At 70.6% G+C, this 20,070-nt stretch carries 18 protein-coding genes; 10 read left to right on the forward strand and 8 right to left on the reverse strand.

The annotated features are described in order from the left end of the window. Positions 1-99 precede the first annotated feature (99 nt). From PotMrB4_RS00395 to PotMrB4_RS00415, 5 genes are all read left to right on the forward strand, one after another. Positions 100-1,875 carry a type I secretion system permease/ATPase gene (locus PotMrB4_RS00395; protein ID WP_172432238.1) on the forward strand — a complete coding sequence of 592 codons (1,776 nt, stop codon included), beginning with the start codon at positions 100-102 and terminating at the stop codon, positions 1,873-1,875. A gap of 13 nt (positions 1,876-1,888) precedes the next feature. Further along, on the forward strand, positions 1,889-3,211 hold the full coding sequence (locus tag PotMrB4_RS00400) for an HlyD family type I secretion periplasmic adaptor subunit (protein ID WP_172432239.1): 1,323 nt from the start codon (positions 1,889-1,891) through the stop codon (positions 3,209-3,211). Then, complete coding sequence (locus PotMrB4_RS00405) at positions 3,211-4,545, forward strand: TolC family outer membrane protein (protein WP_107330552.1); 1,335 nt, start codon at positions 3,211-3,213, stop codon at positions 4,543-4,545. Before PotMrB4_RS00400 ends, PotMrB4_RS00405 begins: the two co-directional genes overlap by 1 nt. A 116-nt stretch (positions 4,546-4,661) precedes the next feature. After that, positions 4,662-5,255 (forward strand): biliverdin-producing heme oxygenase, encoded by a 594-nt coding sequence (locus PotMrB4_RS00410; RefSeq protein ID WP_044403861.1) that lies wholly within the window; start codon positions 4,662-4,664, stop codon positions 5,253-5,255. Then, a complete protein-coding gene (locus PotMrB4_RS00415) occupies positions 5,248-5,646 on the forward strand; it encodes a YbaN family protein (RefSeq protein ID WP_069565927.1) in 399 nt (132 codons plus the stop codon). The genes PotMrB4_RS00410 and PotMrB4_RS00415 overlap by 8 nt, the downstream gene beginning before the upstream one ends. Positions 5,647-6,208: 562 nt before the next feature. Here the strand turns inward: PotMrB4_RS00415 and PotMrB4_RS00420 are convergent. The 4 genes from PotMrB4_RS00420 to PotMrB4_RS00435 form a co-directional block, all read right to left on the reverse strand. Continuing rightward, on the reverse strand, positions 6,209-6,979 hold the full coding sequence (locus tag PotMrB4_RS00420) for a MetQ/NlpA family ABC transporter substrate-binding protein (protein ID WP_172432240.1): 771 nt from the start codon (positions 6,977-6,979) through the stop codon (positions 6,209-6,211). 55 nt (positions 6,980-7,034) lie between these two features. Next, positions 7,035-7,700: a methionine ABC transporter permease gene (locus PotMrB4_RS00425; protein WP_044403853.1), complete on the reverse strand. Its 666-nt coding sequence runs from the start codon at positions 7,698-7,700 to the stop codon at positions 7,035-7,037. Next, complete coding sequence (locus PotMrB4_RS00430; protein ID WP_044403850.1) at positions 7,700-8,707, reverse strand: methionine ABC transporter ATP-binding protein; 1,008 nt, start codon at positions 8,705-8,707, stop codon at positions 7,700-7,702. Before PotMrB4_RS00430 ends, PotMrB4_RS00425 begins: the two co-directional genes overlap by 1 nt. A 178-nt stretch (positions 8,708-8,885) precedes the next feature. Further along, on the reverse strand, positions 8,886-9,698 hold the full coding sequence (locus PotMrB4_RS00435) for a hypothetical protein (protein ID WP_172432241.1): 813 nt from the start codon (positions 9,696-9,698) through the stop codon (positions 8,886-8,888). A gap of 234 nt (positions 9,699-9,932) precedes the next feature. On the opposite strand from PotMrB4_RS00435, the gene PotMrB4_RS00440 reads away from it, so the two are divergent. Then, positions 9,933-11,582 (forward strand): GMC family oxidoreductase, encoded by a 1,650-nt coding sequence (locus PotMrB4_RS00440; protein WP_172432242.1) that lies wholly within the window; start codon positions 9,933-9,935, stop codon positions 11,580-11,582. Here the strand turns inward: PotMrB4_RS00440 and znuB are convergent. From znuB to PotMrB4_RS00455, 3 genes are read right to left on the reverse strand one after another with little or no spacing between them, the layout of a single operon-like run. Continuing rightward, complete coding sequence (gene znuB / locus PotMrB4_RS00445) at positions 11,579-12,364, reverse strand: zinc ABC transporter permease subunit ZnuB (protein WP_044403842.1); 786 nt, start codon at positions 12,362-12,364, stop codon at positions 11,579-11,581. The two genes, PotMrB4_RS00440 and znuB, sit on opposite strands and share 4 nt — an antisense overlap. Further along, complete coding sequence (gene znuC / locus PotMrB4_RS00450; RefSeq protein WP_172432243.1) at positions 12,357-13,163, reverse strand: zinc ABC transporter ATP-binding protein ZnuC; 807 nt, start codon at positions 13,161-13,163, stop codon at positions 12,357-12,359. Before znuC ends, znuB begins: the two co-directional genes overlap by 8 nt. Continuing rightward, positions 13,160-13,660, reverse strand: a complete 501-nt coding sequence (locus PotMrB4_RS00455; RefSeq protein WP_044403839.1) for a Fur family transcriptional regulator — start codon at positions 13,658-13,660, stop codon at positions 13,160-13,162. The genes znuC and PotMrB4_RS00455 overlap by 4 nt, the downstream gene beginning before the upstream one ends. Here PotMrB4_RS00455 and PotMrB4_RS00460 point away from each other — a divergent pair. The 4 genes from PotMrB4_RS00460 to PotMrB4_RS00475 all read left to right on the forward strand — a co-directional run bounded on the left by PotMrB4_RS00460 (position 13,659) and on the right by PotMrB4_RS00475 (position 19,094). Further along, entirely contained in the window at positions 13,659-14,636 is a 978-nt protein-coding gene (locus tag PotMrB4_RS00460; RefSeq protein WP_172435025.1) for a zinc ABC transporter substrate-binding protein, read from the forward strand. The genes PotMrB4_RS00455 and PotMrB4_RS00460 overlap by 2 nt on opposite strands. 147 nt (positions 14,637-14,783) lie before the next feature. Then, positions 14,784-16,919 carry an adenosylcobalamin-dependent ribonucleoside-diphosphate reductase gene (locus PotMrB4_RS00465; protein WP_172432244.1) on the forward strand — a complete coding sequence of 712 codons (2,136 nt, stop codon included), beginning with the start codon at positions 14,784-14,786 and terminating at the stop codon, positions 16,917-16,919. Between the two features lie 12 nt (positions 16,920-16,931). After that, positions 16,932-17,618 (forward strand): TSCPD domain-containing protein, encoded by a 687-nt coding sequence (locus tag PotMrB4_RS00470; RefSeq protein WP_044403830.1) that lies wholly within the window; start codon positions 16,932-16,934, stop codon positions 17,616-17,618. A gap of 396 nt (positions 17,619-18,014) precedes the next feature. Continuing rightward, complete coding sequence (locus PotMrB4_RS00475) at positions 18,015-19,094, forward strand: DUF4419 domain-containing protein (protein WP_172432245.1); 1,080 nt, start codon at positions 18,015-18,017, stop codon at positions 19,092-19,094. On the opposite strand, the gene PotMrB4_RS00480 is transcribed toward PotMrB4_RS00475, so the two are convergent. Next, on the reverse strand, positions 19,091-20,041 hold the full coding sequence (locus PotMrB4_RS00480; RefSeq protein ID WP_172432246.1) for a homoserine kinase: 951 nt from the start codon (positions 20,039-20,041) through the stop codon (positions 19,091-19,093). The two genes, PotMrB4_RS00475 and PotMrB4_RS00480, sit on opposite strands and share 4 nt — an antisense overlap. Between the last annotated feature and the right edge of the window lie 29 nt (positions 20,042-20,070).

Raw genomic sequence — 20,070 nt, forward strand, 5'->3', positions numbered from 1 at the left:
CGCAGCCCGAGTCTTGGCGGGCGAGGGCTGCGGAGGGTGCGAATTCTGTGAGCCGCCGGGGTGGGCGTCAACCTGCCGCCGGCGCCTCTGGGGCCGTCCATGACCACCCTTCACCCTGATGACCTGCGCCAGGCCCTGGCCGCCAGCCGCCCGGCGCTGCTCAACGTCGGCCTGTTCACCGCCGTGATCAACCTGCTGATGCTGGTGCCGGCCCTGTACATGCTGCAGGTCTACGACCGCGTCCTGGCCTCGGGCAACGCCATGACGCTGCTGATGCTGACCCTCATGGCCCTCGGCCTGTTCGCCTTCATGGGCGCGCTGGAGTGGCTGCGCAGCCTGGTGGTGATCCGCCTCGGTGCGCGCCTGGACATGGCCTTCAACGCCCGCATCCACGATGCCGCCTACCGCGCCGCGAGCCGCAGCGGTGCCAGCCCGGCCCAGGCCCTGGCCGACCTCAACAGCCTGCGCCAGTTCGCCACCGGGCCGGCGCTGTTCGCCTTCTTCGACGCCCCCTGGTTCCCGGTGTACCTGGTGGTGATCGGCCTGTTCAGCCCCTGGCTCGGCCTCTTCGCCCTGGTCGGCGCCCTGGCGCTGGTGGCCCTGGCCTGGCTCAACGAGCGGGTCAGCCACGGCCTGTTGCAGCAGGCCGGGCAACTGGCGCAACAGGCCAGCCAACAGGCCACCGGGCACCTGCGCAACGGCGAGGCCATCGACGCCATGGGCATGCTCGGCCGCCTGCGGGCGCGCTGGCTGGCGCAGCACCGCGGCTTCCTCGCCTGCCAGGGGCTGGCCAGCGAACGTATGGCCGCCGTCGGCGCCCTCTCCAAGGGCGTGCGCCTGGGCCTGCAGTCCCTGGTGCTGGGGCTCGGCGCCTGGCTGGCGCTGGAACACCTGATCACCCCGGGGATGATGATCGCCGGCTCGATCCTCATGGCGCGGGTGCTGGCGCCCATCGACCAGCTGATCGCCGTGTGGCGCCAGTGGAGCGGCGCCCGCGACGCCTGGCAGCGCCTGCAGGCCCTGTTGCAGGCCGAACCGCCGCGCCGTGCCGGCATGCCCCTGCCGGCGCCACGGGGGGCGCTGGAGGTGGAGCAGCTGTCCGCCTTCGCCCCCGGCAGCCGGCGGCCCTGCCTGGCCGCCATCGGCTTTGCCCTGGAGGCCGGGCAGTCCCTCGGCATCATCGGCGCCTCCGGTTCCGGCAAGTCCAGCCTGGCGCGCCTGCTGGTGGGTGCCGCCGAGCCGGCCGGCGGCAAGGTCCGCCTGGACGGCGCCGACCTCGCCCAGGCCGACCGCGAGCGCCTGGGCGACCACATCGGCTACCTGCCCCAGGACGTGCAGCTGTTCGCCGGCAGCGTGGCCGAGAACATCGCCCGCTTCGCCGAGCCGGACCCCGAGCAGGTGGTGACGGCCGCGCGCCTGGCCGGCGTGCACGAACTCATCCTGCGCCTGCCCGAGGGCTACGACACGCGCCTGGGCGAGGGCGGCGCCGGCCTCTCCGGCGGGCAGCGCCAGCGCATCGGCCTGGCCCGCGCGCTCTACCGGCTGCCGGCCCTGGTGGTGCTGGACGAGCCCAACGCCAACCTCGACGAAGACGGCGAACGCGCCCTGCTGGACGCCCTCGCCCGCCTGGGCGAAGCCGGCCGCACCCGCGTGCTGATCACCCACAAGCCCAGCCTGCTGGCCAGCGTCGACCACCTGCTGGTGCTCAAGGGCGGCCAGATGCAGGCCTTCGGCCCCGCGGCGCGGGTGCTCCAGGCCCTGCAGCGCGAGCCCGCCGCTGCACCGCCCGCCGTCGCCCCGGCCCCTGCGCCCGCCCCCCGCCGGGCCGCCTCCGCCTACAGCCTCAACTACCGCCTGGATGCCACCCGCTCCTGAGCCGAGGATTGCCATGCCCGCCTTGCCCGATGCCTCCCGCCCCCTGGCCGATGTGCTGCCCCTCGACGACCACCGCCCCGCGCGGCTCGGCCGCTGGCTGGTGCTGGCTGGCTTCGGCGGCTTCCTGCTCTGGGCCGCCCTCGCCCCGCTGGACAAGGGCGTCGCCGTCAGCGGCAGCGTGGTGGTCGCCGGCCACCGCCAGGCCGTGCAGCACCCCACCGGCGGCGTGGTGGCGCGCCTGCTGGTGCACGACGGCGAGGCCGTGAGCGCCGGCCAGGTGCTGCTCACCCTCGACGCCACCCGCCCGCGCGCCGAACGCGACACCCTGCGCCAGCAATACCGCGACGCCCAGGCCGCCGCCGTGCGCCTGGCGGCCGAAACCGAAGGGCAGGCGCAGCTGCGCTTCCCGCCGAGCCTGCCGGCCGACGACCCCGACATGCAGGCCAGCCAGGCCCTGCACCAGCAGCTGTTCGCCAGCCGCCGCGAAGCCCAGCGCCTGCAACAGGCCGCCCTGCGCGAGGGGCTGGCCGGTGCCCGCGCCCACCTCGCCGGGCTGGAAAGCGCCCAGCGCTACCGCCGCGAGCAGCGCGAAGCCCTGCTGCAGCAGCTCCAGGGGCTGCGCGGGCTGGCGCAGGAGGGCTACATCCCGCGCAACCGCCTGCTGGAGAACGAGCGCCTGCTGGCCCAGCTCGACGGGGAGCTGGGCGAAGCCGTCGGCGCCATCGGCCACGCCCACCAGCAGGTGCAGGAGCTGGGCTGGCGCGAACGCCAGCAGGCCGAGGAGTACCGCCGCGACCTGCACCAGCAGCAGGTGGACAACCGCCTGCGCCTCGGCGAACTGGCCAGCCGCCTGGCCAGCGCCGAATTCGAACTGGCCCACACCGAGGTGCGCGCCCCGGTGGCCGGCACCCTGGTGGGGCTGGCGGTGTTCACCCCCGGCGGGGTCATCGCCCCCGGCCAGCAACTGATGGAGGTGGTGCCCCGCGATGCGCCGCTGCTGGTGGACGCCCGCGCCCCGGTGGAGCTGGTGGACCGCCTGCGCCCCGGCCTGCCGGTGGAGCTGCTGTTCGCCGCCTTCAACCAGAGCAGCACGCCCCGGGTGCCCGGCGAGCTGGTGCTGGTGTCCGCCGACCGCCTGCTCGACGAGCAGACCCGCGAGCCCTACTACCAGGTGCGCATCCGCGTCAGCGAGGACGGTGCCCGGCAACTGGCCGGCCTCGACATCCGCCCGGGCATGCCGGTGCAGGCGTTCGTCCGCACCGGCGAGCGCTCGCTGCTCAACTACCTGTTCAAGCCCCTGGCCGACCGCCTGCACCTGGCCCTGTCGGAGGACTGATGCGCGCCCTGCTCCCCGCCCTGCTGCTGGCGCTCGCCTGGCCGGCCAGCGCCCTCGACCTGCGCGACGCCTACGCCCTGGCCCTGCGCAACGACCCGACCCTGCAAGCCGCCCTGGCCGAGCGCGATGCCGGCCAGGAGGCCCGCGCCATTGGCCGGGCCGGGCTGCTGCCGACGCTGTCCTACAGCTACAGCAGCGCGCGCAACGACTCCGAAGTGACCCAGGCCAGCACCCAGGGCAACGTCACCAGCCAGCGTGACTACCGCAGCCGCGCCTCCACCCTGACCCTGCAGCAGCCGCTGTTCGACTACGCCGCCTGGGCCGCCTACCGCCAGGGCGAGGCCGAGGCGCTGATGGCCGACGCGCGCTACCGCGGGCGCAGCCAGGAACTCTTGGTGCGCCTGTTCAGCGCCTACAGCGAGGCGCTGTTCGCCCAGGACCAGATCGCCCTGGTCCAGGCCCAGCGCCGCGCCTATGCCGAGCAGCTGCAGCTCAACCAGCGGCTGTTCCAGGCCGGCGAAGGCACCCGCACCGACCTGCTGGAAACCGGCGCCCGCCTGGAGCTGGCCCGCGCCCAGGAGATCGAGGCTGTGGATAACCTCGACGCCGCCCTGCGCCAATTGCAGGCCATCGTCGGCGAGCCCCTGGCGGTGCAGGACCTCACCCCACTGGCGGAGGACTTCACCCTGCAGCCGCTGCAACCGGCGCGCTTCGAGACCTGGCGCGACCTCGCCCTGGCCGCCAACCCGGAGCTGGCCGCCCAGCGCCACGCCCTCGACCGGGCCCGCTACGCGGTGGAGCGCAACCGCGCCGGGCACCTGCCCACCGTCAGCGCCTACGCCAGCACCAGCAAGACCCGCTCCGGCTCCGAGAGCACCTACAACCAGGAATACGACACCGACAGCATCGGCCTGCAGATCAGCCTGCCGCTGTTCGCCGGGGGCGCCGTCAGCGCCTCCACCCGCCGCGCCGTGGCCGAGGTGGAGCAGGCCAGCCACAGCCTCGACGCGCAGACCGCCGAGACCCTCAACCAGCTGCGCCAGCAGTTCAACCTCTGCGCCAGCAGCGCCGCCAAGCTGCGTGCCTACGCCCTGGCGGTGGAGTCCGCCAGTACCCTGATCGAAGCGACCCGGCGCAGCGTGGCCGGGGGCGAGCGGGTCAACCTCGACGTGCTGGATGCCGAGCAGCAGCTCTACAGCGCCCGCCGCGACCTGGCCCAGGCGCGCTACGGCTACCTGCGTGCGTGGCTGCAGCTGCGGTATCTGGCGGGGCAGCTGGTGCCGGGGGATCTGGAGGCGCTGGCGGGGTACTTCAGCGACGAGGCGCGGGGCTAGCCGACACGGCATGACGGCGCTGTCCAATTATTTTTACTGAGTCTCGTTCGCTAAAACGTCATGTGTGAAAGGCCCGGCGCTTCGCCTGGGCAGTTCACTCGAATCGAGACATCGCCATGACCGCATCCCAGCCGCAACTGTCCCATCCCCTGCGCTCCCAGCGCCTGAACCAGGTCACCCACGAGCCCCACAGCCGCCTGGACGCGCTGGTGAAGAGCCACGACCCGTTCGGCAAGCGTGAGCACTTCGCCCGCTTCGTCGCGGCGCAGTACCTGTTCCAGATGGACCTGGCCGGGCTGTACGCCGACGCCAGCCTGGGCCAGCTGTTCGAGGACCTGCCGGCCCGTGCCCGTCACGAGCAAGCCAAGGCCGACCTGGCGGACCTGGGCCACCCGCTGCCGGCGGTCGAGGGCGAGGCGCCCACCGTGGGGCTGAGCCTGGGCGCGGCCCTGGGCTGGCTGTTCGTCTCCGAGGGTTCCAAGCTCGGCGCGGCGTTCCTCTACAAGCGTGCCGAGGGCCTGGGCCTCTCCGACACCTTCGGCGCCCGCCACCTGGGCGAGCCGGCCGGCGGCCGCGCCCAGGGCTGGAAGGCCTTCGTCGCCACCCTCGACGGCCTGGCCCTGGACGCCGAGCAGGAGCGCCTGGCCGAGGCCGCCGCCATCGCGGCGTTCAACCGCTTCACCGACCACCTGGAACGCTGCTTTGCCTGATACCCCCGCCCCCACACCTGGCCGCCTGCGCTGGCTGTGGGTGGCCCTGGCCTACCTGGCCATCGGCCTGGCGCTGCTGGGCGTGGTGCTGCCGGGGCTGCCCACCACCGAGTTCGTGCTGCTGGCGGCCTGGGCCGCCTCCCGCGGCTCGCCGCGCCTCAGCGCCTGGCTGGAGAACCACCGCCTGCTGGGCCCGCCGCTGCGCAACTGGCGCCGTGGCGGGGTGATCACCCGCCGCACCAAGCTCGCGGCCAGCGTCAGCATGAGCCTGGGGCTGACGCTGATGGCCTGCACCGTGTCGCACACGCCGTCGGTGGTCATGGCCGGAGTGGGGATGGCGTTCGGGGCCGCGTGGATCTGGTCGCGGCCGGAGCGGGTGGAGATCGGCTGATGGCGCTCGCCGGGCCTGCGCTCTGAAGGATGCTTCTTTCAATTCCGGCTCGAACGCGGCCTACACAATCGTCATGTACTGATCTTCTGTTGCCGCTCTCCAAAGCCCTGCAACTGACCCGGCCCCCACTCCCTGTATCGAAAGCGTTAGCAAGTCGTGAGCGCACGCTGTGCTTGCATTGAGCGTGTGAGGGTGGGGCGGCGACAGTGCCCCTTCAGTAGGCCGAGTGGAATCGTTGTGGAAGGGGTTGAGCGACATGGATGTCGCGAGAGCGCCGCCGGGCCATGGATGGCCCGTCGGCGCGTGCCCCTGTAACGACGATGGAGTGAGGGGACCCGGCGTAGCTGGGCGGGGACGCCAAGTTCGGATGCAGGGGCGAGCCTTTTTGGTTTCTTTTTTGTGGGCGGCATTCCGACGACTGAAAAAAGAGACTCGCCCGGGAGGGCGAAACGAAAAACACCCGCAAAACTCGATAACCGGCTTGGCTCCGCAACAAAGCACTGAGACAGCACCCACAAAAAAGCCCGCTCGATGAGCGGGCTTCTTCATGACCGGGAAGCGATCAGAACGCCGGTACCACAGCGCCCTTGTACTTCTCCTCGATGAACTTCTTCACCTCGGGGCTGTGCAGGGCCTTGGCCAGCTTCTGCATGTCGGCGCTGTCCTTGTTGTCCGCGCGGGACACCAGGATGTTCACGTAGGGCGAGTCGCTGCCTTCGATGGCCAGGGCGTCCTTGGTGGGGTTCAGCTTGGCTTCCAGGGCGTAGTTGGTGTTGATCAGGGCCAGGTCGACCTGGGTCAGCACGCGCGGCAGGGTGGCCGCTTCCAGTTCACGCACCTTGATGCCCTTGGGGTTCTCGGCGATGTCCTTGGGGGTGGCGGTGATGCCGGCCTCGGGCTTGAGGGTGATCACGCCGGCCTTGGCCAGCAGCAGCAGGGCGCGGCCGCCGTTGGTGGCGTCGTTGGGGATGACCACCGAGGCGCCCTGGGGCAGTTCGTCGAGCTTCTTGATCTTGGTGGAGTAGGCGCCGAAGGGCTCGATGTGCACGCCGGCGACGCTCACCAGCTGGGTGCCCTTGGACTTGTTGAACTCATCCAGGTACGGCTGGTGCTGGAAGAAATTGGCGTCCAGACGCTTCTCGGCCACCTGCACGTTGGGCTGCACGTAGTCGGTGAAGACCTTGATCTTCAGGTCCACGCCTTCCTTGGCCAGCTGGGGCTTGATGAATTCGAGGATCTCCGCGTGGGGCACCGGGGTGGCGGCCACGGTCAGGGTGTCGGCCTGGGCGGAGAAGGCGGCGAAGGCGGCAGCGGCCACCAGCAGTTTTTTCATGGAACGCTCCTTATGGGAATGCGAGGGCCGGGTCGGGTGGACGCCGGCCATCCTTTCATTTGCGGGAGAAATGCACCACCAGCTTGTCGCCGACGGTCTGCAGGATCTGCACCAGCACCAGCAGCAGGACCACGGTGACCACCATCACGTCGGTCTGGAAGCGCTGGTAGCCGAAGCGGATGGCCAGGTCGCCGAGGCCACCCGCGCCCACCACGCCGGCCATGGCGGTGTAGGACACCAGGGTGATGGCGGTGACGGTGATGGCGGCGATGATGCCTGGCCGGGCTTCCGGCAGCAGGGCGTTGACCACGATCTGGCGGGTGGTGGCGCCCATGGCCTGGGTGGCCTCGATGATGCCGCGGTCCACTTCGCGCAGGGCGGTTTCCACCAGGCGGGCGAAGAACGGCGTGGCGCCCACCACCAGCGGCGGGATGGCGCCGGCGACACCCAGGGAGGTGCCGGTGATGAGGACGGTGAAGGGGATCATCACGATCAGCAGGATGATGAACGGCAGCGAGCGCAGCACGTTCACCACCAGCGACAGCAGGCTGTAGACGGCGCGGTTCTCGAACAGCTGGCGCGGGCTGGTGAGGAACAGCAGCACGCCCAGCGGCAGGCCCAGCAGGACGGTGAACAGCAGCGAGCCGCCCAGCATCATGAGGGTGTCGAGGCTGGCCAGCCAGATTTCGTACCAGTCGATGTTGGCGATGAGTTCGTTCATCAGCGCAGGACCTCCAGGTGAACGTCCGCTTCACGGAAGCAGGCCAGCGCGGCCTCGATGTCGCCGCCGGTGAGGGCCAGGGTCAGCTGGCCGTAGGGGGTGTCCTTGATGCGGTCGATGCGCCCGGCCAGGATGCTGAAGTCCACCCCGGTCTGGCGGGCGACGGTGCCCAGCAGCGGAGCGTAGGTGGCTTCGCCCTGGAAGGTCAGGCGCAGGATGCGGCCCTGGACGTGGGCGAAGTCCTCGCGCTGCTCGCCTTCGTCCACCTGCTCGTCCTCCTGGACGAAGCGCTGGGTGGTGGGGTGCTGCGGGTGCAGGAAGACGTCGGCCACCGGGCCCTGCTCGACGATGACGCCGGCGTCCATCACCGCAACGCGGTCGCACACGCGGCGGATCACGTCCATCTCGTGGGTGATGAGGACGATGGTCAGGTTCAGCTCGCGGTTGATCTCCGCCAGCAGCTGCAGGACCTGGCCGGTGGTCTGCGGGTCGAGGGCGCTGGTGGCCTCGTCGCAGAGCAGGATCTTCGGCCGGGTGGCGAGGGCGCGGGCGATGCCGACGCGCTGCTTCTGCCCGCCGGAAAGCTGGGCGGGGTACTTGCGGGCGTGGGCGGCGAGGCCGACCCGGGCCAGCAGTTCCTCGACGCGCTGCTCGATCTCGGCGCGGGACAGTTCGCCGGCCAGCTTCAGCGGCAGGGCGACGTTGTCGGCGACGGTCTTGGAGGACAGCAGGTTGAAGTGCTGGAAGATCATGCCGACGCGCTGGCGGAAGCGCCGCAGGCCTTCGGCGTCGAGGGCGGTGATGTCTTCGCCGTCGATGACGATGCGCCCGCCGCTGGGCTCTTCCAGGCGGTTGATCAGTCGCAGCAGGGTGCTCTTGCCGGCACCGGAATGGCCGATCAGGCCGAACACTTCGCCTTGGGCCACGCTCAGGTCGGTCGGTCGCAGCGCGGGGATGTCGCGGCCTTCGACTCGATACGCCTTGTGGACGTCATGGAATTCGATCACGTAGGGAAACCTTGTGGGGCTCTCGGGGGCCCGATGGGGCCTAAAAAGCCGCGTAGTCTACCGCTTCGCGGGGGGTGGCCGAAAATCTTTGTCGGCCTAGGGGTATAGCCACTTGGAATAACGCGGGGGCGAAAGCGGGGTTTTGCGGCCCGGCCCGTGAGGGGGCCGGGCGCGGGGATCAGCGTGCGGGGTTCAGTTGCAGGCGCGGGGTCTGGCTGGGGTCGATGCTGTGGGCCAGGCGCAGCTTGTAGGCAGGGTCGAGCTTCTTCACCCGGGCCTGGAGCAGGGCCACCACCCAGGGGTATTGCTTGGCTTCGCGCACATGCAGGCGCACGTCGCAGTCGAAGGCGACCACGTCGGCGGCCACTGCGTCGAGCAGGCTGCGCAGGCGCTCGTTGTCGTCGTTGTCCAGCATCGGCAGGGCCACGTCGTTGGCGACGCGGCGCACCGGCCGTGCGGGGGCGGCGGGCTTCTCCTCCACCGGCTGGGCCTGGGGCGCCGGGGTGGCGGCCTGGCGCTGGGCGGCGAGCTGCTGCTGGCGCGCCTGCTCGGCACGGGCGGCGGCTTCACGGGCGGCGGCCAGTTGGGCGGCACGCTCGCTTTCGCTGGCTCGGGCGTGGGCGATGGCGCCGTCCAGGCCGGTGGTCAGCGCCGGGGCCTGGGGCATCAGGCTGCGGGCGTGGCTGAGGGCGGTGGTGGCGCTGTTGAGGTCACCCTGCTGCAGGGCGGCCTGGCCCTTCTTCAGCCAGGCTTCGGAGAGCTGGCGCTGGTACTGCTCGAGGCGGGTGTCGCCGGCGGCGCTGGTCTGCAAGGCCTTGAGCTGGGTCTCGGCCTCGGCGAGCTGGCCGTTGGCCAGGGTCAGGTCGAGCTGGCGGAAACGGGTGACCAGTTCATCGGCGGGGATGACGGTGTCCTGGGGTTTGCTCTGGCACGCGGCTAACAGCAGGGAAATCGCGATAACGGGAAGGTATCGGGTTGCGAACGGCTTCATTCCTGCGATTCTCGGTTTGTTCAAAAAACGCGCAATTCTACACGGCGCGACCGGGCAGGACAAAAGTGTAGGCGCGGGCCTGCCCTCAGCGTGCTATCAGACCCGTTGCCTGGCCTGGCGTTCGCCGGCTGTCGGGAAAATCAGCCGAGGCGGGTCCGACCTTTCCGGCCGACCGGGCCGGCGGCCTGCTAGGCTCGGCCCTGCCCGACAAAACGACAATAAGAGGAAGGCCCCATGGACCTCGAACCCCTCCCCTACGACTACCTGATCGTCGGCGCCGGCCCGGCCGGCTGCCTGCTGGCCAACCGGCTGTCGGCCGACCCGGCCTGTCGCGTGCTGCTGCTGGAAGCCGGCGGGCGCGACAACCACCCGTGGATCCACATTCCCGTGGGCTACCTGTTCTGCATCGGCAACCCGCGCACCGACTGGTGCCTGCGCACCGAGGCCGAGCCGGGGCTGAACGGCCGTTCCCTGGGCTACCCGCGCGGGCGGGTGCTGGGGGGCAGCTCGTCGATCAACGGGATGATCTACATGCGCGGCCAGGCGGCGGACTACGACCACTGGGCGGCGCTGGGCAACCCCGGCTGGGGCTGGAGCGAGGTGCTGCCGCTGTTCAAGCACTGCGAGGACCACTTCGGTGGCGCGTCGGCGCACCACGGCGCAGGGGGCGAGTGGCGGGTGGAGCGGCAGCGCTTGTCCTGGGCGCTGCTGGAGGCCTTCCGTGCCGCCGCCGGGGAGACCGGCATCGCCCCGGTGGATGACTTCAACACCGGTGACAACGAGGGCTGTGGCTACTTCCAGGTGAACCAGCGCGGCGGCGTGCGCTGGAACGCCTCCAAGGCCTACCTGCGGCCGGTGCTGGGCCGGCCGAACCTGCGGGTGCTGACCGATGTGGAGGTGGAGCGGGTGGTGCTCGAAGAGGGCCGCGCCTGCGGCGTGGTGGCGCGCTGGCGGGGCGACCTGTGCAGCTTCGCCGCGCGGGAGGTGGTCCTCGCGGCGGGGGCCATCGGTTCGCCGACGCTGCTGCAGCGCTCGGGGATCGGCCCGCGCCCGCTGCTGGAGCGCCTCGGCATCGGCGTGCGGCACGAGCTGCCGGGGGTGGGCGGCAACCTGCAGGACCACCTGCAGCTGCGGCTGATCTACAAGGTCAGCGGCGTGCCGACCCTCAACCAGATGGCCGGCAGCCTGTGGGGCAAGGCCGGCATGGGCCTGCGTTACCTGCTCAGCCGCAGCGGCCCGCTGGCCATGGCGCCGAGCCAGCTGGGCGCCTTCGCCCGCTCCGGCCCGGAGCAGCAACGGGCGAACCTGGAGTACCACGTGCAGCCGCTGTCCCTGGAGCGCTTCGGTGAGCCGCTGCACCCCTTCCCCGCCTTCACCGCCTCGGTGTGCAACCTGCGTCCGGCCAGCCGGGGCCGGGTGGACATCCGCACCGCCGAGGCGAAGGCGCCACCGCTGATCCAGCCGAACTACCTGAGCGAGGAGGAGGACCTGCGGGTGGCCGCCGACGCCATCCGCCTGACCCGGCGCATCGCCGCCGCGCCGGCACTGGCGCCGTACCGGCCGGAGGAGTACCTGCCGGGCCCGGCGTTGCAGAGCGAGGCGGAGCTGCGCCAGGCGGCGGGCGACATCGGCACCACTATCTTCCATCCGGTGGGCACCTGCCGTATGGGCGCGGACCGCGAGGCAGTGGTGGACGCGCGCCTGCGGGTGCACGGGGTGCCGGGGCTGCGGGTGGTGGATGCGTCGATCATGCCGACCATCGTGTCGGGCAACACCTGCTCGCCGACGCTGATGATCGCCGAGAAGGCGGCGCGGATGATCCTCGAGGATCGCCGCTCAAGCGTCCTCCAGCCCGCGCGCAGCGAGCCGGCGACGGTCGGCTAGGTGCGGCGCGGGGCGGCGAAGCTGAGCAGGAACAGCGCTGCCGCCGAGACCACGATGGACGGGCCGGCGGGGGTGTCCTTGAACCAGGACAGCGCCAGGCCGGCGCACACCGCCACCAGGCCCAGCAGGCTGGCGCCGACGGCCATCTGCTCGGGGGTGCGGGCGTGGCGCTGGGCAGCGGCGGCGGGAATGATCAGCAGCGAGGTGATCAGCAGCACGCCGACGATCTTCATGGCCACGGCGATCACCACGGCGATCAGCAGCATCAGCGCCAGGCGGATGGCGGTGACCGGCAGGCCCTCCACCCGCGCCAGCTCCTCGTGCACGGTGATGGCCAGCAGCGGCCGCCACAGCGGCACCAGCAGGCCCAGCACCAGGGCGCTGCCGCCGAGGATCCAGGCGAGGTCGGTGGGGCTCACCGCCAGCAGGTCGCCGAACAGGTAGCCCATCAGGTCCACCCGCACTTCGCTCATGAAGCTCAGGGCCACCAGGCCGAGGGACAGGGTGCTGTGGGCGAGGATGCCCAGCAGGGTGTCCGAAGCCAGCGGCTGGCGCTGCTGGAGGGTCACCAGCAGCACCGCCAGCAGCACGCAGCCGACGGTCACCGCCAGGGTCGGGCTGATGTCGAGCATCAGGCCCAGGGCCACGCCCAGCAGGGCGGCGTGGGACAGGGTGTCGCCGAAGTAGGCCATGCGCCGCCACACCACGAAGGAGCCGAGCGGGCCTGCCACCAGGGCCAGCGCAAGGCCGGCGAGCAGGGCGTTGACGAGGAAATCAGCCATGGTTGCAGTCGGGGCCGTGCTTGTGAACGGGGGTGAAGCGGGTGCCGGTGGGGAAGCCGGGGCGCTCGATCACTTCGCCGTGGAGGTCGTGTTCGTGGTCGTGGTGATGGTGGTAGACGGCCAGGCTCTGGGCGTCCTTGCCGAACAGCTCGACGAAGGCCGGGTCGAAGCTGACCTGCTCGGGGTGGCCGGAGCAGCACACGTGGCGGTTCAGGCACACCACCTGGTCGGTGGTGCTCATCACCAGGTGCAGGTCGTGGGAGACCATCAACACGCCGCAGCCGAGGCGATCACGCAGCTGGGTGATGAGGCGGTACAGCTCGGCCTGGCCGGCGACGTCGACGCCCTGCACGGGTTCGTCCAGCACCAGCAGCTCGGGCTCGCGCAGCAGGGCGCGGGCCAGCAGCACGCGCTGCAACTCGCCGCCGGAAACGGTCTGCAGCGGGCTGTCGATTACCTGGGGAGCGCCCACTTCGCTGAGGGCGGCGAGCGCCGCGGCGCGGTCGACCCCCGGCACCAGCCGCAGGAAGCGCAGCACGGTGAGCGGCAGGGTGGCATCCACCTGGAGCTTCTGCGGCATGTAGCCGATGCGCAGGCGCGGCTTGCGCCAGACGCTGCCGCGCTGGGGCTGCAGCAGGCCGAGCACGGTGCGCACCAGGGTGGTCTTGCCGGCGCCGTTGGGGCCGATCAGGGTGACGATCTCGCCGGGGCGCAGGGTCAGCCCCACGTCCTGCAGCACCGCCTGGCCGGCGAAGGTGACGCCGACGCCCTCCAGGCGGATCAGCGCGTCCTGGCTCATGCCTTGCCCCGGCAGGTGGCGCACAGGCCGACCACTTCCACGGTCTGCCCTTCCACGGCGAAGCCGACGGCCTGGGCGCTGGCGACGATGGCGTCGCTGATGGCCGACTGTTCCAGCTCGATGGCGGTCTGGCACTGGCGGCAGATCAGGAACTGGCCCTGGTGGGCTTCGCCGGGGTGGTTGCAGCCGACGAAGGCGTTGAGCGAGGCGATGCGGTGCACCAGGCCGTTCTCCAGGAGGAACTCCAGGGCGCGGTACACCGTGGGCGGTGCGGCGCGGCGGCCGTCTTCCTCGGTCAGCACGCCGAGGATGTCGTAGGCGCCCAGCGGCTTGTGGCTGGCCCAGACCAGCTCCAGCACGCGCTTGCGCAGGGCGGTCAGACGCAGGCCGTCGCGGGCGCAGAGGGCTTCGGCCTCGGCCAGCGCATCCCGCACGCAGTGGGAGTGGTCGTGGGGGCGGCAGGCCAGGGGGGCTTGGGTCTTGATCGGCTTGAGCATGGCGGCGACGTTGAGTCAAAGAGACGTTATTCTATTACGCCTTTGTGTCGGAGTCCTCCCCGTGTCGCGTCTCGTCCTGCTCGCCCTCCTTGCCTGCCTGGCGCTGCCGGCCGGCGCCGACGTCCGTGTGCTGACCAGCATCAAGCCGCTGCAGCTGATCGCCGCTGCCGTTCAGGACGGCGTGGGTGAGCCCGAGGTGCTGTTGCCGCCGGGGGCCTCGCCGCACCAGTACGCGCTGCGGCCGTCCGACGTACGGCGGGTGCGCGAGGTGCCGCTGCTGTATTGGGTCGGCCCGGACCTGGAAGGCTTCCTGCCCAAGGTGATCGCCGGGCGCAGCGCGCCGGCCGTGGCGGTGCAGGACCTGCCGGGCATGCAGCTGCGCCATTTCGAGGCCCTCGGCCACGACGAGCATGAGCACGAGGACGCCCATGAGCACGACCATGACCACCGCCCCGGCTCCCTGGACGCCCACCTCTGGCTGCTGCCGGCCAACGCCCGGGTGATCGCTGCCCGCATGGCGGCGGACCTGTCGGCGGCGGACCCGGCCAACGCGGCGCGCTACCAGGCCAACCTGAAGGCCTTCGGTGAGCGCCTGGACCAGCTCGATGTTCGCCTCAAGGCCCGCATGGCGGCTGTCAGCGGCAAGCCGTTCTTCGTCTTCCACGAGGCCTTCGACTACTTCGAGAGCGCCTACGGCCTGCGTCACACCGGGGTATTCAGCGTGGCGGCCGAGGTACAGCCGGGTGCCCGCCACGTGGCGGCGATGCGCGAGCGACTGCGGGCGGCCGGCCCCAGCTGCGTGTTCAGCGAGCCGCCGGTGCGCCCGCGCCTGGCCGAAACCCTGACCCAGGGCCTGCCGGTGCGCCTGGCCGAGCTGGATGCACTGGGCATGCAGGTGCCGGTGGCCGCAGGTGGCTACGAGCGCCTGCTGGACGACCTGGCCCAGGGCCTGGCGGGGTGCCTGGAGGCGCTTTGAGGCGCCCCAGGCCACTTATCCACAGCGCGTAACCTGCGCGCGCCCAAAAGCCACACCATCGGTCGAGTCGCGACGACTTTTCTTGGGTCGACGGTCTAACTTCCTCTCGGGACATCTCTGCCCCGGCGACAGGAGGCTCCGACCCCCATGACCCGCACCGGCTCCCCCGCGAAGACCCGCCTGCCGCTGCCCTTGCAGGCGGCTTCCGAAGACATCTGGGACAGCAAGTACCGCCTGCGCCGGCGCGACGGTACGCCGCTGGACGACACCCCGGACCACAGCCTGCAACGGGTGGCCCGGGCCCTGGCCGAGGTGGAGCCGAAGGACGTCGAGCACTGGTACGAGCGCTTCCTCTGGGCCCTGCGCCAGGGTGCGCTGCCGGCCGGGCGCATCCTCTCCAACGCCGGTGCCCAGGCCCACAAGCCGGCCACCTCGACCATCAACTGCACCGTCTCGGGGGTGATCCATGACGCCATGGACGACATCCTCGGCAAGGTCCACGAAGCCGGCATGACCCTCAAGGCCGGATGCGGCATCGGCTACGAGTTCAGCACCCTGCGCCCCCGGGGCGCCTTCGTTTCCGGTGCCGGGGCGCACACCAGCGGGCCGCTGTCGTTCATGGACGTGTACGACCGCATGTGCTTCACCGTCAGCTCCGCCGGGGGACGGCGCGGGGCGCAGATGGCCACCTTCGACATCGCCCACCCGGACGTGCGCGAGTTCATCCGCGCCAAGCGCGAGGACGGCCGCCTGCGCCAGTTCAACCTCAGCCTGCTGGTGACCGATGCCTTCATGCAGGCCGTGGAGCAGGACGCCGAGTGGCCGCTGGTGTTTCCCCTGCATGCCCGCGAGCTGGACGAGGTGGACCTGGACGACCCGACCCAGGTGCTCTGGCGCGACTGGCCGATCCACGCGGGCTACCAGGTGCGGGAGGATGGCCGGGTGGCCTGCCGCATCTACGGCCGGCTCAAGGCGCGGCACCTGTGGGACATGGTGATGGCCTCCACCTACGACTACGCCGAGCCGGGCTTCATCCTCATCGACCGGGTCAATGCGCTGAACAACAACTGGTGGTGCGAGGCGATCCGGGCCACCAACCCCTGCGGCGAGCAGCCGCTGCCGCCCTACGGTTCCTGCCTGCTGGGCTCGATCGACCTGACCCGCTTCGTCGACGACCCGTTCACCGACCAGGCGCGGTTCGACTGGGAGCGCTTCCGCGAGGTGGTGAAGGTCTTCACCCGCCTGCTGGACAACGTGGTGGAGATCAACGGCCTGCCCCTGGCGCAGCAGCGCGAGGAGATCACCGGCAAGCGCCGCCATGGCATGGGCTTCCTCGGGTTGGGGTCGGCGCTCGCCCTGCTCGGCCTGCGCTATGGCAGCCCGGAATCCTGCGTGTTCACCGAGGAGGTGGCCCGGGAGATGGCCCTGGTGGGCTGGCAGGCGGCCCTCGACCTGGCGAAGGAGAAAGGCCCGGCACCGCTGCTGGCGCAGCGCTTCACGGTGACCGAGGCGATGCTCCGGCAGCGCCCGGAGATGGCCGCCGACGGCTACAAGGTGGGTGACTCGGTGCCCGGCAGCGTGCTGCACGCGCGTTACTCGCGCTACATGCAGCGCATCGCCGAGCACGCGCCGGAGCTGGTGGCGCAACTGGCCGAGGTGGGCGCGCGCTTCACCCACCACAGCTCCATCGCCCCCACCGGCACCATCAGCCTGAGCCTGGGCAACAACGCCTCCAACGGCATCGAGCCGAGCTTCGCCCACGTCTATTCGCGCAACCTGATCCGCCCCGGGCGCAAGACCAAGCAGAAGGTCGAGGTGGTCAGCTACGAGCTGCTGGCCTACCGCGCCCTGGTGGACCCGCAGGCGGCGCCGGGGGCCGAGTCGGCGGGCCATGGCCTGCCGGAGTGGTTCGTCACCGCCGAGGACATCACCCCCGCCCAGCACGTGGACATCCAGGCGGCGGCGCAGAAGTGGGTCGACTCCTCCATCTCCAAGACCGCCAACGTGCCCACCGACTACCCCTTCGAGGCCTTCAAGGACATCTACCTCTACGCCTGGCGCCAGGGCCTGAAGGGCTGCACCACCTTCCGCTTCAACCCGGCGGCCTTCCAGGGCGTGCTGGTGAAGGACGCGGACCTGGAGAAGACCCGCTACCGCTTCGAACTGGAGGACGGCAGCGTGGTGGAGCTGAAGGGCAACGAGGAGGTGGAGTACGACGGCGAGGTGCACACGGCGGCGAACCTGTACGAGGCCCTCAAGGAGGGCTACTACGGGCGTTACTGAGCGGAGGCGGCGATGAGCGTGAAGATCAACCAGCGGATCAAGGGTTTCCAGGTGGTGGACGTGGAGGCCGAGCGCGCCCGCCGCGCCGCCGAGGAAGCGGCCGCCGTGGTGCAGATGGACGAGACCCTGCAGCGCCCGGAAACCCTGGTGGGGGCGACCTACAAGATCAAGTCGCCGCTGTCGGAGCACGCGCTGTACGTGACCATCAACGACATCGTCCTCAACCCCGGCACGCCCCACGAGCAGCGCCGGCCCTTCGAGATCTTCATCAACTCCAAGGGCATGGAGCACTTCCAGTGGATCGTCGCCCTCACCCGCATCATGTCGGCGGTGTTCCGCAAGGGTGGCGACTGCACCTTCCTGGTGGAGGAGCTGAGCGCGGTGTTCGACCCCCGTGGCGGCTACCTCAAGCGCGGCGGGCTGTACATGCCTTCCCTGGTGGCCGAGATCGGCGCCGTGCTGGAACGCCACCTGGTGGCCATCGGCCTGATGCAGGGCCCCCAACCCGACCCGGAGCAGCAGCGCTTCCTCGCCGAAAAGCGCGCCGCCTACGAAGCCAGCCTCGGCACCACCACCGCCGAACCCGGCGAAGGCTTCCCCCCCGGCGCCCAGCTCTGCGGCAAGTGCAACACCCAGGCCGTCGTCCGCATGGACGGCTGCGCCACCTGCCTCAACTGCGGGCACTCGAAATGTGGGTGAGCCGGATCAGGCGAAGCATGCTTCGCCCCGGCGAACGACCGGCCATGGATGGCCGGGCCGGGGCTGAGCTTGGGCAGCGGAGTACCGACAGGGATGTCTGCGCCTGAGTGGATCTTCACGCCAGACAAGCATGCGTTGCGCCGGCGAACCCCTTGAAACCGCCATGCACGACCGTCTACACCCCGCCATCCCTGGGCTGAAGCCCAGGCTACGGTTTGCGGTGTGCCCGAGCTTGGGCAGCGGAGTATCGACGGGGATGCCTACGACAGACCGGCAACCGCGTGGGCTGAAGCCCACCCTACGGTCCATCCCGACATGCTCGACAGACCCAGTGCGTAATCCACCCGGACCCGGCACCATGGCCGCTTCGTCATTCCACGGAAAGGAGTCACCTGCATGGTCCGTTTCACCCTTTCGGACGTGGCACAGGGCGCGCGCTACCCACGCCTGCCGGCCGACACCGTCATGCGTGTGCTGCTCAATCGGCCGGTGGAAGCGCTGGACTGCATGACCGCCGAACTGCTGGAGGAGGACAACTGCAACGCCTTCGCCAAGGCCGCATGCCGTGCCTTCTATGGTCACCACCCGCTGGTCATCCGCCCGGACGACATCTGGTTCTGCATCACCCAGGGCTTCGCGAACCATATGGCCCTGCATGGCGAGCGGTTGCGCCCTGACCTGGTGAGCCACCAGGGCAAGAAGACGCTGAGGGTGCTCTGCCCGGACTATCCCTTTGCCGACAAGAGCCGCTGGGTCGAGCTGTTCGGTGATTTTTCCCAGCAGATCGCCGGGGAGATACCGCAGCTCTCCGACTTCATCGCCACCGCCTTCTCCACCACCGGGCCCATCGAGCAGGCGGCCTTCTCGCTGTGCTGGATGGATGCGTTCAGCGGCTACTTCGACTACGAGATGCTGGCCGGCTGCGGCATCCCCGAGATCGAACTGCAGGGCACCGAGGACGACTGGCGCCTGATCATCGAGCGCCTCACCGCCCTGGAGGGCTACGGCCTGGGCCATTGGGTGGCGAGTCTGAAGCCGGTGCTGGAGGTGATCGCCCGCACCGCGGCCGGCGAGGTGGACCGTGCCTTCTGGGAGTCCTTCTTCCGCTATCGCAGCGGCTCGGGCCCGTCGGAGCTGACGGGCTGGATCCTGACGCTCTTCCCCTACATCGTCGACACGGCCACCGACGCGCTGCGGCCGAACCCCTACCTGTGGGATTGGCAGGTGCGTTTCGAGCGGGCGGGCGTGGCGGCGCTGAGTGGTGACTGGCTGATGCCGGACCAGGCCCAGGGGCCGGACATGCAGGCCATCCCCAAGAGCCTGGTGAGCGCGGCGCTGCTGATCGATGAGTTCACCATCGGCAAGAAGCGCAATGCACGGTTGGTGGGCGGGCTATTCGGCGTGGCCCAGCGCGACGAGGACGGCGCGCTGTACCCCGCCTTCGGCTGGGCAGTGGTGGAAGAGCCGGCCGCCTAAAGCGCAAAGGGCAGCGGCAGCTCCACCACCTGGCGATGGGCCAGGCGGCGCTGGAATTCGGCGGGGTCGTGGATCAGCACGTCCTGGCCGGCGAAGGCCTCGGCGGCGATCAGGCGCGACAGCCAGAAGCGCACGCAGGCGACGCGCAGCAGCGTCGGCCAGAGTTCGGCCTCGGCGGCGGTGAAGGGGCGCAGGGCAACGTAGGCGCCGAGCAGGGCGCGGGCGCGGGCCTCGTCGAGCTGGCCGTCGTCGTCTGAGCACCAGTCGTTGAGGGTGATGGCCAGGTCGTAGAGCATCGGGCCGGAGCAGGCGTTGTAGAAGTCGATCACCCCCGCCAGGTGCGGGCCGTCGAACAGGGCGTTGTCGCGGAACAGGTCGGCGTGCAGGTTGGCCCGTGGCAGGGCCTGGATGCGGGGCTTGAGGCGTTCGATCTCGGCCAGGGCCTGCTCCAGCAGCGGGCGGGCCTGGGCGTCGAGGCGCTCGGCCTGGTGCGGGCCTTCGCTGAGCATCCAGTCGAGCCCGCGGTCGCTCTTGCGTTCGATGGGCTGGTCGCGGGTGGCCAGGTGGATGCGCGCCAGCAGCGTGCCGACTTCTCCGCAGTGGTGCGGGTTGGGTTCGCGCAGGTGGCGCCCGGCGAGGCGCGGCTGCAGCAGCGCGGGCTTGCCGGCGAGGTTGCGCAGGGCCTGGCCGTCTTCGCTGCGCAGGGCGTAGGGCACCGGCAGGCCGGCGCTGTGGAGCACGTCCAGCAGTTCGATGAAGAACGGCAGGTCGGCCACCGGGCCTCGTTCCACCAGGGTCAGGACGTATTCACCCCGCTCCAGGCTGACGAAGAAGTTGCTGTTCTCCGAACCTTCGGCGATGCCCTTGAAGTCCCGGAGCCGGCCCAGCCCGTAGGGGGCGAGGAAGGTTTCGAGTTCGGGGCGCTGCAGCGGGGTGAAAACGGACATTCGACTACCTTGTTACGGCCACCGTGGCG

The sequence above is a fragment of the Metapseudomonas otitidis genome (assembly GCF_011397855.1).
Lineage (GTDB): Bacteria > Pseudomonadota > Gammaproteobacteria > Pseudomonadales > Pseudomonadaceae > Metapseudomonas > Metapseudomonas otitidis.